Source organism: Pseudomonas sp. 13159349 (assembly GCF_013305685.1).
Taxonomy (GTDB): domain Bacteria; phylum Pseudomonadota; class Gammaproteobacteria; order Pseudomonadales; family Pseudomonadaceae; genus Aquipseudomonas; species Aquipseudomonas asiatica.
On sequence record NZ_CP045553.1, the window covers coordinates 1,795,924 to 1,812,194 of the forward strand.

14 protein-coding genes and 7 tRNA genes are annotated in these 16,271 nt (G+C 62.6%); 16 read left to right on the forward strand and 5 right to left on the reverse strand.

Annotated features, from left to right (window positions below):
• Window positions 1-106: 106 nt before the first annotated feature.
• The 5 genes from GEV38_RS08555 (at window position 107) to GEV38_RS08575 (ending at window position 3,735) form a co-directional block, all read left to right on the forward strand.
• On the forward strand, window positions 107-742 hold the full coding sequence (locus GEV38_RS08555; protein ID WP_003260720.1) for a TetR/AcrR family transcriptional regulator: 636 nt from the start codon (window positions 107-109) through the stop codon (window positions 740-742).
• A 209-nt stretch (window positions 743-951) separates the two neighbouring features.
• Window positions 952-1,920, forward strand: a complete 969-nt coding sequence (locus GEV38_RS08560; protein WP_054572815.1) for a GTP 3',8-cyclase MoaA — start codon at window positions 952-954, stop codon at window positions 1,918-1,920.
• Window positions 1,921-1,986: 66 nt separating this feature from the next.
• Window positions 1,987-2,592, forward strand: coding sequence for a DUF4823 domain-containing protein (locus tag GEV38_RS08565; protein WP_015269417.1), 606 nt, complete (start codon window positions 1,987-1,989; stop codon window positions 2,590-2,592).
• Between the two features lie 10 nt (window positions 2,593-2,602).
• Entirely contained in the window at window positions 2,603-3,163 is a 561-nt protein-coding gene (locus GEV38_RS08570) for a DUF1285 domain-containing protein (RefSeq protein ID WP_015269418.1), read from the forward strand.
• A 155-nt stretch (window positions 3,164-3,318) separates the two neighbouring features.
• Window positions 3,319-3,735, forward strand: coding sequence for a cupin domain-containing protein (locus tag GEV38_RS08575; protein WP_015269419.1), 417 nt, complete (start codon window positions 3,319-3,321; stop codon window positions 3,733-3,735).
• On the opposite strand, the gene GEV38_RS08580 is transcribed toward GEV38_RS08575, so the two are convergent.
• The 3 genes from GEV38_RS08580 to GEV38_RS08590 all read right to left on the reverse strand — a co-directional run bounded on the left by GEV38_RS08580 (window position 3,708) and on the right by GEV38_RS08590 (window position 6,443).
• Window positions 3,708-4,994, reverse strand: a complete 1,287-nt coding sequence (locus tag GEV38_RS08580) for a cytosine deaminase (RefSeq protein ID WP_054572814.1) — start codon at window positions 4,992-4,994, stop codon at window positions 3,708-3,710. The genes GEV38_RS08575 and GEV38_RS08580 overlap by 28 nt on opposite strands.
• Before the next feature lie 114 nt (window positions 4,995-5,108).
• Window positions 5,109-5,184, reverse strand: a tRNA-Asn gene (locus GEV38_RS08585).
• Window positions 5,185-5,246: 62 nt separating this feature from the next.
• Window positions 5,247-6,443 (reverse strand): amino acid aminotransferase, encoded by a 1,197-nt coding sequence (locus GEV38_RS08590; RefSeq protein WP_054572813.1) that lies wholly within the window; start codon window positions 6,441-6,443, stop codon window positions 5,247-5,249.
• A gap of 288 nt (window positions 6,444-6,731) precedes the next feature.
• Here GEV38_RS08590 and uvrB point away from each other — a divergent pair, with 288 nt between their 5' ends.
• Window positions 6,732-8,747 (forward strand): excinuclease ABC subunit UvrB, encoded by a 2,016-nt coding sequence (gene uvrB / locus GEV38_RS08595; protein ID WP_015269422.1) that lies wholly within the window; start codon window positions 6,732-6,734, stop codon window positions 8,745-8,747.
• Window positions 8,748-8,874: 127 nt separating this feature from the next.
• On the opposite strand, the gene GEV38_RS08600 is transcribed toward uvrB, so the two are convergent.
• Window positions 8,875-10,365: an MDR family MFS transporter gene (locus GEV38_RS08600; RefSeq protein ID WP_170976291.1), complete on the reverse strand. Its 1,491-nt coding sequence runs from the start codon at window positions 10,363-10,365 to the stop codon at window positions 8,875-8,877.
• Between the two features lie 49 nt (window positions 10,366-10,414).
• On the reverse strand, window positions 10,415-11,470 hold the full coding sequence (locus GEV38_RS08605) for an HlyD family secretion protein (RefSeq protein ID WP_054572812.1): 1,056 nt from the start codon (window positions 11,468-11,470) through the stop codon (window positions 10,415-10,417).
• 143 nt (window positions 11,471-11,613) lie between these two features.
• Between GEV38_RS08605 and gltX the strand changes: the two genes are divergently transcribed.
• The 10 genes from gltX to GEV38_RS08655 all read left to right on the forward strand — a co-directional run bounded on the left by gltX (window position 11,614) and on the right by GEV38_RS08655 (window position 16,249).
• Window positions 11,614-13,095, forward strand: a complete 1,482-nt coding sequence (gene gltX / locus GEV38_RS08610; protein WP_015269425.1) for a glutamate--tRNA ligase — start codon at window positions 11,614-11,616, stop codon at window positions 13,093-13,095.
• Window positions 13,096-13,340: 245 nt separating this feature from the next.
• Window positions 13,341-13,416 (forward strand) — tRNA-Ala (locus GEV38_RS08615).
• A 72-nt stretch (window positions 13,417-13,488) separates the two neighbouring features.
• A tRNA-Glu gene (locus GEV38_RS08620) sits at window positions 13,489-13,564 on the forward strand.
• A gap of 53 nt (window positions 13,565-13,617) precedes the next feature.
• Window positions 13,618-13,693 (forward strand) — tRNA-Ala (locus GEV38_RS08625).
• Between the two features lie 41 nt (window positions 13,694-13,734).
• Window positions 13,735-13,810 (forward strand) — tRNA-Glu (locus GEV38_RS08630).
• Window positions 13,811-13,870: 60 nt separating this feature from the next.
• Window positions 13,871-13,946, forward strand: a tRNA-Ala gene (locus GEV38_RS08635).
• 42 nt (window positions 13,947-13,988) lie between these two features.
• Window positions 13,989-14,064 (forward strand) — tRNA-Glu (locus GEV38_RS08640).
• A gap of 173 nt (window positions 14,065-14,237) precedes the next feature.
• The gene (locus GEV38_RS08645) at window positions 14,238-14,777 is read left to right on the forward strand and encodes a TetR/AcrR family transcriptional regulator (protein ID WP_013971594.1); all 540 of its coding nucleotides are present in this window, start codon (window positions 14,238-14,240) and stop codon (window positions 14,775-14,777) included.
• 15 nt (window positions 14,778-14,792) lie between these two features.
• Window positions 14,793-15,674 carry an alpha/beta fold hydrolase gene (locus GEV38_RS08650; protein ID WP_015269426.1) on the forward strand — a complete coding sequence of 294 codons (882 nt, stop codon included), beginning with the start codon at window positions 14,793-14,795 and terminating at the stop codon, window positions 15,672-15,674.
• 140 nt (window positions 15,675-15,814) lie between these two features.
• Window positions 15,815-16,249 (forward strand): thioesterase family protein, encoded by a 435-nt coding sequence (locus GEV38_RS08655; protein WP_015269427.1) that lies wholly within the window; start codon window positions 15,815-15,817, stop codon window positions 16,247-16,249.
• Window positions 16,250-16,271 lie beyond the last annotated feature (22 nt).

Here is a 16,271-nt window from a genome sequence, read left to right on the forward strand (position 1 = left end):
GCGCATGGCCATAAGCATCGTGAAACACAGACATGCTTGGATGATCCGTGCAATTTCTTGCAAGTTAGGCATAATAAACCGCTTCGATTGTCATCCAGTCCTTCCTATGCAGAAAGAACCTCGTAAGGTCCGTGAGTTTCGCCGTCGCGAACAGGAAATCCTCGACACCGCGCTCAAGCTTTTTCTCGAACAGGGAGAAGACAGCGTCACCGTCGAGATGATCGCCGACGCCGTGGGCATCGGCAAAGGCACGATCTACAAGCACTTCAAGTCCAAGGCGGAGATCTACCTGCGCCTGATGCTCGACTACGAGCGCGACCTGAACGCGCTGTTGCATTCGGCCGACGTCGATCGCGACAAGGAAGCCCTGTCGCGAGCCTACTTCGAGTTCCGCATGCGCGATCCGCAGCGTTACCGGCTGTTCGACCGCCTGGAAGAAAAGGTGGTCAAGGGCAACCAGGTACCGGAAATGGTCGAACAGCTGCACAGCATCCGTGCCTCCAACTTCGACCGCCTGACCCAGCTGATCAAGGGCCGTATCAGCGAAGGCAAGCTCGAAGACGTGCCGCCGTATTTCCACTATTGCGCCGCCTGGGCGCTGGTGCACGGCGCCGTGGCGCTTTACCACTCGCCGTTCTGGAGCAATGTGCTGGAGGACCAGGAAGGCTTCTTCCAGTTCCTGATGGACATTGGCGTGCGCATGGGCAACAAGCGCAAGCGCGACCCGGAACCTTCGAACTGAAGCATCCGCGTTCAGGCAATACGCAGTACCTGTAGGAGCAGCCTTGTGCTGCGAAAGGGCCGGTACAGCCAGCACACATCTGCATGGCTGTACTGGCCCTTTCGCAGCACAAGGCTGCTCTTACCTATTTCGGCGATGTGCAGGGCTTGCAAAAACCTGATTTATGAGTCAGGTTTTGCCAGCCCCCATCATCCATGCCGGAGTCATTCATGATCGTCGATCGTCAAGGCAGGCGTTTTCGCAACCTGCGCGTCAGCCTGACGGCTGCCTGTAACTATGCCTGCACCTACTGCGTGCCAGACGGCAAGCGCCTGGTGGCAGCACAGGACGAACTGTCGGCGGAGGCCCTGGCTCGTGGCGTGGCCTACCTGATCGAAGCCGCCGGCATCGAACGCTTGCGCATCACCGGCGGTGAGCCATTGGTCAGTCCGCGCCTGGATGCTTTCCTGGCCGCCGTGGCCAAGCTCGACCTTGACGATATCTCGATGACTACCAATGGCCAGTTGCTGGCGCGCAAGTTGCCCCAGTTGCAGGCGGCAGGTATCCGCCGATTGAACGTTTCCCTCGACACCCTCGACCCTCAGGCGTTCCGCCGTATTGCCCGGGGCGGCGACTTGGCCAGCGTGCTGGCGGGCATGGAGCGGGCCAGCGCCATGGGCATGCAGATCAAGGTGAACATGGTGCCGATGCGCGGGCACAACCTCGATCAGGTGCTGCCGCTGCTGGATTATTGCCTTGAGCGCGGCTTCGAACTGCGCTTCATCGAGCTCATGCGCATGGGCCACCTGGCCCGTGACCAAAACGTCTTCCTGCAGCAGTTCGTCGGCCTCGACCAACTGCTCGCACTGATTGCTGGCAAGCATGCCTACGTTCAGGTCGATGCGCCGCTGGACGCCACTGCCTTGCGTTATCAGGTGCCCGGCAGAGGCCACTTCGGCATGATCGCCAACGAAAGCGTACCATTCTGCCGCACCTGCTCGCGGCTGCGCCTGTCCTCCACGGGCTGGCTGCATGGCTGCCTGTCGTCGGGCAATCGCCATTTCGTCGGCGACCTTCTGGAAAAACCGCGCCATCAGGCGCTGCCGGCGCTGCAGCGCTTGCTGGTAAAGGCCTTGGCAGACAAACAGGACCTGGCGTTTTCCGGCGATGTGATGGTGATGAAGGTGATTGGCGGCTGAAGCTGGCGCAAAAGCTGCATCCGCCAGCTATTCGCCGGTTTTTCGTCGCCGGCCACTGGAGGAAAGATGCGTAGCCTGGTTTTGCTGCTGGCGCTGATGGCGTTGGGCGGTTGCATGAATGTCAGCGATATGGGCGAGGGCGTCCGTTACCACATGAGCGATGCCGGTCTGCTGGACCACAGCGATACCCGTCGCACCCTGTCGATCCGCCTGCAGCCCGATTCGTTCATCTTCATCGGCCAGGGCGCGTTCGTGCCTCCGGGCAAGGGACCGGTGCCGCGGCAGAACGCGGTGGCCGAGCAGGCCTACAAGAGCTTCGTCGAATATTTCCCGCTGGTACGGCGTGCCCAAGGGCCATTGGGCCTGGAAGAGGCCATCGCCCAGGCCCGTTCGGTGGGTGCCGACTACGTGCTGTACACCCGCTTCGCGCGCACCGACGACCGCATCGGCAATGGCGACGAGTGGTATGACGAACAAGCGGTCGACCGCCTGGGCTGGGACACCGGCGTGGTGCAGATGATGCTCATCGAAACCAGTACCCGCTACCTGATCGACACTGCACGTATCAAGAGCCGTGGCGGTTTGTTGACGTTCCACGATAAAACCCCGGAGGATTTGCTTGGCGCGCCGATGCGCGAGTACGCTCGTAGCCTTCTGGGTGTGAGTAAATGAGGCAAGCGTGATGAGCGATTCCGGCAAGGCCAATGATCTTCTGGCGCAGATTCCCAAGGCCAAGGGCCTGCCGCCGGTACATCTGTGGAACCCGGACTTCTGCGGTGACATCGACATGCGCATCGCCCGTGATGGCACCTGGTATTACCTGGGTACGCCGATCGGTCGCAAGCCGATGGTGCGGCTGTTTTCCACCATCATCCGCCGCGATGGCGATGACTACTTCCTGATTACCCCGGTAGAGAAGGTGGGCATCCGCGTCGACGATGCGCCGTTCGTGGCCGTGGCGCTTGACGTGGAAGGTGAGGGTGAGCAGCAGGTGCTGCACTTCACCAGCAATGTCGAGGACCAGGTCGAAGCCGGGCCGGCCAACCCGCTGCGCGTGGTGATCGACGCTGTCACGCAGGAGCCATCGCCGTATGTGCTGATACGCAGCAACCTCGAGGCGCTGATTAATCGCAATGTGTTCTACCAGTTGGTAGAGCTGGCGGTGCCGCGCGAGATCGACGGGGAAGAGTGGCTTGGGGTCTGGAGCCACGGTGAGTTTTATCCGATCGGACGTAGCAGCTGAGATATCTGGTGCCTGCACCGGCTTCCTCGCGGGCTTGCCCGCGAAGAGGTCGGCACAGGCAATGATCGGCCTCTTGGTTTTTCCCCGAATTGGTCATTTGTCTCTCTGCCCCACAGGCCTAACCTGCAGGCAATTGCCATCCAGGAGAAGCCCCCATGAAACCGTTTAGCATCATCCTTTTCGCCCTGCTCGCCGCTCAAACCCCTGCCTGGGCGCACGGCGATGCTGCCGACCAGGTCAAGGTGCTGCAGCAGCAACAACCCTCGAACGCCCCCGGCAAGAGCGCCGTGATGCTCACCGTCAGCTACGCCCCCGGCCAGGCATCACCTGCGCATCAGCACCCGGGCGCAGTGATGGCCTACGTGCTGGAAGGGGCAGTGGTATCGAAGCTCGATAACGAGCCGGAGAAAACCTACAAGGCCGGTGAATACTGGTACGAAGCCCCGGGTACCGTGCACAGCGTGTCACGCAACGCCAGTCAGAAGCAGTCAGCCAGGTTGCTGGTCTGGAGCCTGGTGGATGAAGGCAGTGCGGTCACATTGCCCTATCCGGCAGCAGGCTCGGAGCGCTGAGCCTGCCCCAGCCGGGTTGTAACTTCCTGCATCAGGTTCGGGTCCAGTACCTGGCAAGGCGCAACCTGCACGTTGCTCGTGTAGAACGGCGGCAGATTTTGCGCCAGTCGAGCAACATCCTTGGCAGTGCAGCCTGTTGGCAGCAATACATATTGCAGGCTTGAGGGGAAGGACGGCGCGGTGTGCCGTTCCATGGTGGAGCCATACGCGCCAAGGGTCATGACCGCCTCGCTGTCGGCCGGGTCCGGAAAACGGAGCAGGACGAATGTGCAGAAACGGGGGTGGGTGAGATGCTGGTGTGCTTCGTGGCGGACCTGTGGGTCGTCATGGTTCATCAGGTTCCAGCGCAACGCGGCGTAGCTGCGAGTGGTCTCCATGAATGCAGTGCGAATGGGGGAGCGCGTTTCGTCACCGCTCAGGCAGGCCAGCAGATTGCCGAATGGGTCCAGCAAGGCTACGGCATTGCACGTATCTGCCGCGAGCGCTGTGTCGACCAATGGCTCGGCCAGTTCGATGCCGGGCAGCCGAGGGTCTGCACTTTTGCTGCGCAGGCTCCATGGGCTCAAGCCCGCCAGGGCCTGGCGTACCAGGCTCCGGCTGGGTAGGGTGATCGGGTCCTTCAGGGCAGATGGCGGGAGGCCGGCGTTGCTGCTTTCGTCGTGCACATGGTTCACGCTGGCCTCGAACAACGAACGGGTAAGGCACATCGTTGCGGCGTCGATGCGTTCGCCAGCGTAGACCGGCCCTTGCGGCGGCCCGACATAGTCGCGATCAAAAGGGCTGCCGACAGCATAGTAGCCCCACGTGGCTTGCGCGCGCAGACGAAGTGCGGCCGGCAGGCCGGGGAATTCGAAACGGCCGTCATGATTGACGCCGGCAAAGGTGTCGAGCGCACTTACGGCAACATTGAAGCCGGCAGTCAGCAAGGCGCCTGCGCACATGGCGCAGGGGTCGAGCGTGGTGATGACGGTCAGTTCATGCGTGGGGGGGAGGGCAAGGCGCTGCTGGTTGTCGAAATACCAGTCGACCAGCCGGCGCTCACCATGCCCCGTTGGGTCGCGGAGCCTGAATGCGGGTTGCGCCTGGCTGGCAGAGGGCTCCAGCACGCGGTTGTGCAGGGCGATCAGTACCTTTCCAGTGGCATTTTCGATGATGCAGCCACCCACGGCGAACGTTGCTTGTCGGCTTGCCAGGAGGGCCTGGTTGGCGGCGATTGCTACCGCTTGCTGAGCGTTCTGGGTGAAATCGTTGGCTTTCATGCTTGCCTGTGCTCGTCGAGGGATCTCGGACGATACAGCAGCCGTGCGCTGGCATGAGGGGATAAGTGCAACAAAAAACCTCCAGTGCTTGCGCATCTGGAGGTTTTCAATGTTTGGCTCCGCGACCTGGACTCGAACCAGGGACCCAATGATTAACAGTCATTTGCTCTACCGACTGAGCTATCGCGGATTCTGTGCGTATCTTACTGATTGCCCAGGGGAAGTCAAGCCACCCCTAGGCAAAACAATGAGTTACAGTACCTGCACGATAGCTTTGGTCACTACGTGGATGTTGCTCTTGTTCAGCGCGGCCACGGCGATGCGGCCGGTGTCCAGCGCATAGATGCCGAACTCGTTCTTCAGGCGGGCGACCTGTTCGACGGTCAGGCCCGAGTACGAGAACATGCCAACCTGGCGGCTAACGAAGCTGAAGTCGCGGTTGGCGCCATATTCGGCCAGCAGCGAAACCATCTGCTTGCGCATGCCGTGGATGCGCTCGCGCATTTCGGCCAGCTCGGTTTCCCACATCTGGCGCAGTTCGGCGCTGTTCAGCACGGTGGCAACGATGGTTGCACCGTGGGTCGGCGGGTTGGAGTAGGTGGTGCGGATCACGCGCTTGACCTGCGACAGCACGCGGGTGCTCTCGTCCTTGGAGGCGGTGACGATCGACAGCGCACCGACGCGCTCGCCGTACAGCGAGAACGACTTGGAGAACGAGCTGGACACGAAGAACTCCAGGCCCGACTCGGCGAACAGGCGCACGGCGAAGGCGTCTTCGGCGATGCCGTCACCGAAGCCCTGGTAGGCCATGTCGAGGAACGGCACGTGGCCCTTGGCCTTGACCACTTCCAGGACGTTCTTCCAGTCGTCCAGGCTCAGGTCGACGCCAGTCGGGTTGTGGCAGCAGGCGTGCAGCACCACGATCGAGCCGGACGGCAGGTTGTTCAGGTCTTCGAGCATGCCGGCGCGGTTGACGTCGTTGGTCGGCGCGTCGTAGTAGCGGTAGTTCTGCACCGGGAAGCCGGCCGATTCGAACAGCGCACGGTGGTTTTCCCAGCTCGGGTCGCTGATGGCAACCACGGCGTTCGGCGACACACGCTTGAGGAAGTCGGCGCCAATCTTCAGTGCGCCGGTACCGCCGACGGCCTGCACGGTAACCACGCGGCCGGCGGCCAGCAGTGGCGACTCGGCGCCGAACAGCAGCTTTTGTACAGCCTGGTCGTAGGTGGCGATACCGTCGATCGGCAGGTAGCCGCGCGAGGCGTGCTGGGCGGCACGCTGGGTCTCGGCTTCGATCACGGCGCGCAGCAGCGGAATGCGGCCTTCCTCATTGCAGTACACGCCCACGCCCAGGTTGACCTTGTCGGTACGTGGGTCGGCGTTGAATGCTTCGTTGAGGCCCAGAATAGGGTCGCGGGGTGCCAGCTCGACAGCGGAAAACAGGCTCATTGTTACCTTGGCTCTGATTGGAGTGTGATAGGACGTACACGCTCCAGCCCGAATGCACTGAAGCGGTGCACAAACGGGGAGTCAGTATAGTGATACCGACCGGTCACCGCGACAGTCCGGCATCGCTTTTCAGGTCATTTGCGCAAATATTTTTCGACCATTGGTCTAATTGCCGGGTCCACTGCAACAAGCGCTCACAGCTGTGCCTTGAAAGCGCCCCCCTGCGGGCGCATTTGGGTATAGACTACTGGCTAAATTTACAGTTGCTGCAACACCGCGAGGTCTGTCATGTCCGAGTTCCAGCTCGTCACCCGTTTCCAGCCGGCCGGCGACCAGCCCGAGGCCATCCGCCAGATGGTCGAAGGTATCGAGGCGGGGCTGTCGCACCAGACGCTGCTCGGGGTGACTGGCTCGGGCAAGACCTTCAGCATCGCCAACGTCATTCAGCAGGTGCAGCGGCCTACCCTGGTGCTTGCGCCGAACAAGACCCTGGCCGCGCAGCTTTATGGCGAATTCAAGGCATTCTTCCCCAACAATGCGGTGGAGTACTTCGTTTCCTACTACGACTACTACCAGCCTGAAGCCTACGTACCGTCGTCCGACACCTTCATCGAGAAGGACGCTTCGATCAACGACCACATCGAGCAGATGCGCCTGTCGGCGACCAAGGCGCTGCTGGAGCGGCGTGACGCGATCATCGTCACCACCGTGTCGTGCATCTACGGCCTGGGCAGCCCCGAGACCTACCTGAAAATGGTCCTGCACGTGGACCGTGGCGACAAGCTCGACCAGCGCGCGTTGCTGCGCCGCCTGGCCGACCTGCAATACACCCGCAACGAGATGGACTTCGCCCGCGCCACCTTCCGCGTGCGCGGCGATGTGATCGACATCTTCCCGGCCGAATCGGACCTCGAGGCCATCCGCATCGAACTGTTCGATGACGAGGTGGAGAACATCGCCGCCTTCGACCCGCTGACCGGCGAGGTCTTCCGCAAGCTGCCGCGTTTCACCTTCTACCCCAAGAGCCACTACGTCACCCCGCGGGAAACCCTGCTGGAGGCGGTGGAGGGCATCAAGGAAGAGCTCAAGGACCGCCTGGAATACCTGCAGAAGGCCAACAAGCTGGTCGAGGCCCAGCGCCTGGAGCAACGCACCCGCTTCGATCTGGAGATGATCCTGGAGCTGGGCTACTGCAACGGCATCGAGAACTACTCGCGCTACCTGTCCGGGCGCCCGGCCGGGGCGCCGCCGCCCACCCTGTACGACTACCTGCCGCCCGATGCGCTGCTGGTGATCGACGAATCCCACGTCAGCGTTCCGCAGGTCGGCGCCATGTACAAGGGCGACCGCTCGCGCAAGGAAACCCTGGTCGAGTACGGCTTCCGCCTGCCTTCGGCGCTGGACAACCGGCCGATGCGTTTCGACGAGTGGGAGGACGTCAGCCCGCAGACCATCTTCGTATCCGCCACCCCGGGCCCCTATGAGGCCGAGCACGCCGGGCGCGTGGTAGAGCAGGTGGTGCGCCCCACCGGCCTGGTCGACCCTCAGGTGGAAGTACGCCCGGCGCTTACCCAGGTGGATGACCTGCTGTCGGAAATCCGCAAGCGCGTGGCACAGGGCGAGCGGGTGCTGGCCACCACGCTGACCAAGCGCATGGCCGAAGACCTCACCGACTACCTGGCCGACCACGACGTGCGGGTGCGTTACCTGCACTCGGACATCGACACCGTCGAGCGGGTGGAGATCATCCGCGACCTGCGCCTGGGTACCTTCGACGTGCTGGTGGGCATCAACCTGCTGCGTGAGGGCCTGGACATGCCCGAGGTGTCGCTGGTGGCGATCCTCGATGCCGACAAGGAAGGTTTCCTGCGCTCCGAGCGCTCACTGATCCAGACCATCGGCCGTGCTGCGCGTAACCTCAATGGCCGGGCCATCCTGTATGCCGACAACATCACCGGTTCCATGCAGCGCGCCATCGACGAAACCGAGCGTCGTCGCGAGAAGCAGATCGCATTCAACCAGGCCAATGGCATCGTGCCCAAAGGCGTGGTCAAGGACATCACCGATATCATGGAAGGCGCGACCGTGCCCGGCGCGCGCAGCAAGAAGCGCAAGGGCATGGCCAAGGCTGCGGAGGAGAGCGCCCGTTACGAGGCCGAGCTGCGCACGCCGGGCGAGATCACCAAACGCATCAAGCAACTGGAAGAGAAGATGATGCAGTTCGCCCGCGATCTGGAGTTCGAGGCCGCGGCGCAATTGCGCGACGAGATTGCACAGCTGCGCGAGCGGTTGATTACCAGCTGAAGCCTGGCGCGGGCCTTGTGGGAGCGGGCGTGCCCGCGAAGAATTCAACGCGGTGGCTGGCACCGGCTGCGCCGGTGTTCGCGGGCACGCCCGCTCCCACAGGGACCGCATACAGTTTGAAATAGCCTCAATGTGCTTCTCCCGCTTTCAGCCCCTCCGGCAACTTGCGGGTCAACAACACCGCCACCATGCTCACCGCTAACCCAATCCCCACAAAGTGGAACGCATCGTTATAGGCCATGATCAACGCCTGCTGGTGAGTGATCTCGCTCAACTTGCCCAGCGCCGCATTGTCATTGCCCAGCCGCTCTGCCAGTTGCGCCAACCGTTCCGCCACCTGCGGGTTGCTCGGCACCACCGCCTCCCTCAGGTAATCGAAATACACCTTGGTCCGTGCATCCAGCAGGGTGGCCAGCAGCGCAATGCCGATCGCACCGCCCAGGTTACGCAGGATATTGAACAGGCTCGACGCCGAACCCGCATCCTGCGGCTGTATATACGCCGTGGCGATCAGCGAAATGGTCACCATGATCATTGGCTGGCCGATGGCACGGATGATCTGGATATGGTTGAACTGCGGCCCTGCAAAATCCGGATTGAGCACCCCCGAGCCGAAACTGGCGGCGCCGAACAGGCAGAACCCCAGGGCACACAACACCTTGGGCGACACCACTTTCATCAGTTGCGGCACCAACGGGATCAGGAACAGCTGCGGGATACCCATCCACATGATCACCTCGCCGATCTGCAAGGCGTTGTAGCCCTGCACCTGCGCCAGGTACAGCGGCAGCAGGTAGATCGACCCGTACAAGCCCACCCCCATGCCAAGGCTGGCGATGCTCGACAGGCCAAAGTTGCGGTTGCCGAGGATGCGCAGGTTGATCAGCGGGTGTGGCTTGGAAAACTGCAGGATGACGAAGGTGATCAGGCTGACCAGGGCGGTGCTGCCCAGGCCTACGATCAGCTGCGATTCCAGCCAGTCCTTGCGGTGGCCTTCCTCCAGGAACACCTGCAGGCAGCCAAGCCCCAGGCCCAGGGTGACGATGCCGGCGTAATCGGTGCTTTTCAGCAGCTCCCAGTGCGCGTCCTTCTTTTCCAGCCCGTACAGCAGGCCGGCGATCATCACCAGGCCCGGTGGGATATTGATGTAGAAAATGTACTCCCAGCCCCAGTTCTCGGTCAGCCAGCCGCCCAAGGTGGGGCCGATGGAGGGGGCGAAGGTGGCGGTCATGGCGAACATGGCCATGCCCTTGGCGCGGTGGTGTTCGGGCAGCTTGATCAGGGTCAGGGTGAAGGCCAGCGGGATCAGCGCACCGCCGGTAAAACCCTGCAGGGCGCGGAACAGGATCATGCTCTCCAGGTTCCAGGCCATCGAACATAACAGCGACGACAACAGGAAACCGCTGGACACCCACACGGCCAGGCGCCGCGCCGACAGCAGCTGCACCAGCCAGGCGGTGAGCGGGATCATGATGATTTCCGCGACCAGGTAAGAGGTGGAAATCCACGAGCCTTCCTCCAGCGTCGCCGACAGTGCGCCCTGGATGTCCTTGAGCGACGAGTTGGTGATCTGGATGTCCAGCACCGCCATGAAGGCGCCGAGCATCACGCTCATCACCGCGATCCAGTCCCGCCGTGTCGGCTCCGCGGTTGGCCTGAGCAGCTGGTCACCGGCCATTGTGGCCTTCGTCTTCGCTGCGCAGGTCGACGGTGGCGGTCACCGACATGCCAGGGCGGATGCGTCCGTGCAGCGGGTTGTCAGCGCGGAAGGTCAGCTTGACCGGAATACGCTGCACCACCTTGGTGAAGTTGCCGGTGGCGTTGTCGGGCGGTAGCAGGCTGAACTGCGCGCCGGAGGCGGCGAAAAGGCTGTCGACCCGGCCTTCTATCGGTGTGTCGGGGTAGCTGTCGAACAGCAGCTCGGCACGCTGGCCGGGCTGCATGCGGCCGATCTGGGTTTCCTTGAAGTTGGCCTGCACCCAGATGTCTTCGTCCGGCACGATCGACAGCAGGTAGGCACCGGCCTGTACCACCTGGCCATTGCGCGCGTTGCGCTGGCCGATGCTGCCGCTGATTGGTGCACGGATTTCACAGCGGGTCAGGTTCAGTTCGGCTTGTGCCAGGTCGGCGCGGGCGTTGGCGATCTGCGCGTCGAGGCGCTTGAGTTCGGCGGTCAGTGCGTTGACTTGCTGGCGCTGGCTTTGCAGGTCGGCACGGGCCTTGTCGACCTGCGAGCCGGCGACATGGCTGTCCGCGGACAGGGTGGTGACCCGTTCTTCCGATACGAAACCTGGTTTGCGCAGCTTCTCGGCACGGCTCAGGTCCAGGCGCGAGCGGTCGAAAGTGGCCTGGTTGGCCGCCACCTGGGCCTGGCCGGCGGCGATCAGGCTGGCTTGCTGGGTCAGGCGGCTTTGCGCCTGCACCTGCTCGGCTTCGCGGGTGGCCAGGGTGGCGCGGGCGCGTTGCACGGCCAGTTCGAAGTCGGCGGCCTCCAGGCGCACCAGCAGGTCGCCTTTCCTGACGTGCTGGTTGTCCTCGACCCGCACCTCGTCGATGCGTGCGCCCAACTGGCTGGAAATGCGGGTGATCTCGCCCTGTACGTAGGCGTTGTCGGTGCTTTCGTAGAAGCGGCCCTTGAAGTACCAGTGGCCCAGGAAGGTGAGGGCGATGACGGCCACCAAGGTGAAGAAGACCAGCAGGCGGCGTTTGAGTTGAGCAGGCATGAGGACTATCGTTCCAGAAATGTAAATAAATTTAACAGCGGCACATGGCCGGTCGACAAGTGACGTTCGCGCCATTGCTGGAGCCCGGTGCCTGCCTCCTGCTAACATCCCGCCTTTGTTTCATCTTTCGTTCGAGACTCTCCATGACCACCGTACGCACGCGTATCGCGCCATCGCCTACCGGCGACCCCCATGTCGGCACTGCCTACATCGCCCTGTTCAACTACTGCTTTGCCAAGCAGCACGGCGGTGAGTTCATCCTGCGCATCGAAGACACCGACCAGCTGCGCTCCACGCGCGAGTCGGAGCAGCAGATCTTCGATGCCCTGCGCTGGCTCGGCATCGAATGGAACGAAGGTCCGGACGTCGGCGGCCCGCACGGCCCTTACCGGCAGAGCGAGCGTGGCGAAATCTACGCCAGGTACGCCAAGGAGCTGGTTGACGCCGGCCATGCCTTCTACTGCTTCTGCACCGCCGAAGAGCTGGAGCAGATGCGCGCAGAGCAGCAAGCCCGTGGCGAAACCCCGCGCTACGACGGCCGCGCGCTGCTGCTGAGCGCCGAGGAAGTGCAGCGCCGCCTGGACGCTGGCGAGCCGCACGTGATCCGCATGAAAGTGCCGAGCGAAGGCGTGTGCGTGGTACCGGACATGCTGCGTGGCGATGTCGAGATCCCGTGGGACCGCATGGACATGCAGGTGCTGATGAAGAACGACGGCCTGCCGACGTACTTCCTGGCCAACGTGGTCGACGACCATCTGATGGGCATCACCCACGTGCTGCGCGGCGAAGAGTGGCTGCCATCGGCACCCAAGCTGATCAAACTGTACGAATACTTCGGCTGGGAGCAGCCCAAGCTGTGCTACATGCCGCTGCTGCGTAACCCGGACAAGTCCAAGCTGTCCAAGCGCAAGAACCCGACCTCGGTGACTTTCTACGAGCGAATGGGCTTCATGCCCGAGGCGATGCTCAACTACCTGGGCCGCATGGGCTGGTCGATGCCGGACGAGCGCGAGAAGTTCTCGCTGGCCGAGATGGTCGAGCACTTCGACCTGTCGCGTATCTCGCTGGGCGGCCCGATCTTCGACATCGAGAAGCTGTCCTGGCTGAACGGCCAGTGGCTGCGCGAACTGTCGGTCGAGGAGTTCGCCGCGCGCCTGCAGAAGTGGGCGTTCAACAGCGACTACATGATGAAGATCGCCCCGCACGTGCAAGGCCGGGTGGAAACCTTCAGCCAGGTTGCCCCGCTGGGCGGGTTCTTCTTCGAAGGCGCGCTGAAGCTGGACGCCAAGCTGTTCGAAAGCAAGAAGCTGTCGGCCGACCAGGTACGCCAGGTGATCCAGCTTATCCTGTGGAAGCTCGAAAGCCTGCGTCAGTGGGAAAAAGAGCGCATCACCGGTTGCATCCAGGCGGTGGTCGAGGCGCTGGAGCTGAAGCTGCGTGATGCCATGCCGCTGATGTTTGCCGCCATTACCGGCCAGGCCAGCTCGGTTTCGGTGCTGGACGCGATGGAAATCCTTGGCCCGGACCTGACCCGCTACCGCCTGCGCCAGGCCCTGGACCTGCTGGGTGGTGTGTCGAAGAAAGAAAACAAAGAGTGGGAAAAGCTGCTGGCCTCTATCGCCTGACAGTGGTCCCGAGGCCATAAGCCGAACTTGTGGGAGCGGGTAAACCCGCTCCCACGGGGCTCAGTGTTCAGTTTTGGCAAGGGGAGGGCGGTAAGTGATTGTTATCTGTGAAAAATTTTTTGAATATTTTGAAAAATTCGTTTGACAGTCCTGCAATCCGATCTTAATATGCGCCCCGTCCACAGCGATGAACGAAAACGAAACGCCAGGCACCCAGCCAGCGCTTCGGTTCAAAGCGACATTGTGGGGCTATAGCTCAGCTGGGAGAGCGCCTGCATGGCATGCAGGAGGTCAGCGGTTCGATCCCGCTTAGCTCCACCAAATTCCGTCTGGCAGCCAAGGCTGTCGGGCAAGACCGGGTCCAGCAACCGGGTCTTGAAGGTAAGAAGGTTCGTCCCCTTCGTCTAGTGGCCTAGGACACCGCCCTTTCACGGCGGTAACAGGGGTTCGAGTCCCCTAGGGGACGCCAGTTTTGCACAAGCGATGTTTCAGGATGTCGCTGGGCCGAGAGGCTAGAAATCCGGGGCTATAGCTCAGCTGGGAGAGCGCCTGCATGGCATGCAGGAGGTCAGCGGTTCGATCCCGCTTAGCTCCACCAATTTGCCGCGGTTCGCGAAAGCGGATCGGCACGAAGGTTACGTCCCCTTCGTCTAGTGGCCTAGGACACCGCCCTTTCACGGCGGTAACAGGGGTTCGAGTCCCCTAGGGGACGCCACTTTTCCTGCGTTTTGCAGGGCTTTAAAGGCTCGTCGATTACTGATGAGCCTTTTGTTTCGGGGCTATAGCTCAGCTGGGAGAGCGCCTGCATGGCATGCAGGAGGTCAGCGGTTCGATCCCGCTTAGCTCCACCATTTCTGCCGCGGTTCGCGTAAGCGGATCGGCACGAAGGTTACGTCCCCTTCGTCTAGTGGCCTAGGACACCGCCCTTTCACGGCGGTAACAGGGGTTCGAGTCCCCTAGGGGACGCCACGTTTACCCGCGTTTTGCGGGACTTTGAAGGCTCATTCGATTATTGAATGGGCCTTTTGTTTTTCTCCCCTAATCAAAATTTCGCGACCGACAGGCGGCTGCAGATTCTGCTTGCCAAAAAATATTATGCGAATAATATTTCGATCATCATATTTTTGTTGGCGAGTGGCCTGATGAGCGACAAGAAGAGCAGAACCCGCGAGCGCATTCTCGAGGCGGCGCGAAGTGCGCTGATCCAGCACGGCCCGGCCGAGCCCAGCGTCAGCCAGGTCATGGGTGCGGCAGGCCTGACCGTCGGTGGTTTCTACGCCCACTTCGACAGCAAGGACGAGTTGATGCTCGAAGCGTTCCGCCAGTTGCTGGGCGAGCGCCGCGCCTTGCTCGCGCAGATCGACCCCAGCCTCGATGGCGCCGGGCGGCGGGCGCTGGCCAGTGCGTTCTATCTGTCGCGCAAGCACCGTGATGCCGAAGTGCATGCCTGCCCGCTGCCCAATTCGCTGGGCGAGATGCAGCGCCTGCCAGAGGCCTTCCGCGAGGTTCTGGCCGAGCACATCGAGTTGATGGCTGCCGCCATGGTCGACCGCCCCGAGGACGCCGACAAGGCATTGGCCGACCTGGCCCTGATGGTTGGTGGCCTGGCGCTTGCCCGTGCCCTGGGCACCAGCGAACTGTCCGATCGTATTCTGCGCGCCGCCAAATCGGCGGTGCTTTGAGCCTGGAGCATGGCGATGACTACCCTGAGCTGGATTCGTGGTGTCAATGGCACCTTGGGCCGCCTGGCCCCCGAGCATGTCGCGGGCAAGATGCGCCGTGCCTTCATGACTCCTCGCAACCTGCCGCCACGGGATTGGGAGTTGCCCGTGCTGGCCAGCGCCGAGCGCATCACTTTGCGCTTCGGCTTGTCGGCCTTGCGCTGGGGCAAGGGGCCGACCGTGCTGATGATGCACGGCTGGGAGGGGCGCCCGACCCAGTTTGCCGCGTTGATCGAAACCTTGGTCCAGGCGGGGCACACGGTGGTGTCGCTGGAGGGGCCGGGGCATGGCCGTTCGCCTGGCGAACAGGCAAATGTGGTGTTGTTTGCCCGAGCGCTGCTGGAAGCTGCCGCCGAGCTGCCGCCGCTGCGCGCGGTTATTGGCCATTCCATGGGCGGCGCCAGTGTATTGCTGGCCTTGCAGATGGGGCTGCGTACCGAGGCAGCGGTAAGCATCGCTGCCCCGGCGCGGCTATTGGGCGTACTGCGTGGCTTTGCCCATCGTCTGGGTCTGCCGGCGCGGGCGCGGGCTGCATTCATTCGCCAGGTGGAGCGGGATGTGGGCATGCAGATTGCGCGGCTGGATGTGACGGGTTACCAGTTGGAGTTACCCGGGCTGGTGGTGCATGCCGCCGATGACGCCTTGGTCGCAGCCGATGAGGCCCGGGTTATCCACAAGGCCTGGTTCGATAGCCGCCTGATGCTGCTGGAGGCGGGTGGCCACCAGCGCGTGCTGTCCGATCCGCGCCTGAGTGAAGCGGTGCTGGAGCTGCTGGCCCGGGCTGGCGCGGTGCCTGTAGGAGCGGCCTTGTGTCGCGATGGGCTGCGCAGCAGCCCCGGCAATCTGTGTCGGGACTGAGATTTTGGGGCCGCTGCGCGCCCCATCGCGACACAAGGCCGCTCCTACAGGGACCGCGTAGCCCCGCAGGCAAGTGCAGAAGGGCTGGACTTTCCCTCGGCGGTCCCTGCTAAATCCACTTTTGCTCCAAGGAAGCGAACATGAGCTGGGACTTGGCAACACCCTTCGTCATCGACCTGCGCGTCGGTAGCGAGGATATCGACGGCCTCGGCCACGCCAACAACGCGGTCTACGTCACCTGGCTGGAGCGCTGCGCCTGGCGCCATTCCCAGCGCCTGGGCCTGGACCTGGCCGAATATCGCCGGCTGGACCGGGCCATGGCGGTGGTGCGCCACGAAATCGACTACCTGGCTGCTGCCTACGAGGATGACGAGTTGCAACTGGCCACCTGGATCATCGACTGGGACCAGCGCCTGCGCATGACCCGGCGCTTCCAGCTCAAGCGCCCGCGCGACGGCGTGACTTTGCTGCGCGCCCAGACCACCTTTGCCTGCATCGAGCTGTCCAGCGGCAAGCCCAAGCGCATGCCGGCGGAGTTCCTCGACGGTTACGGCCCGGCGCTGATCGGCGCCTGAAACACCGGCAATTTTTGTTAAA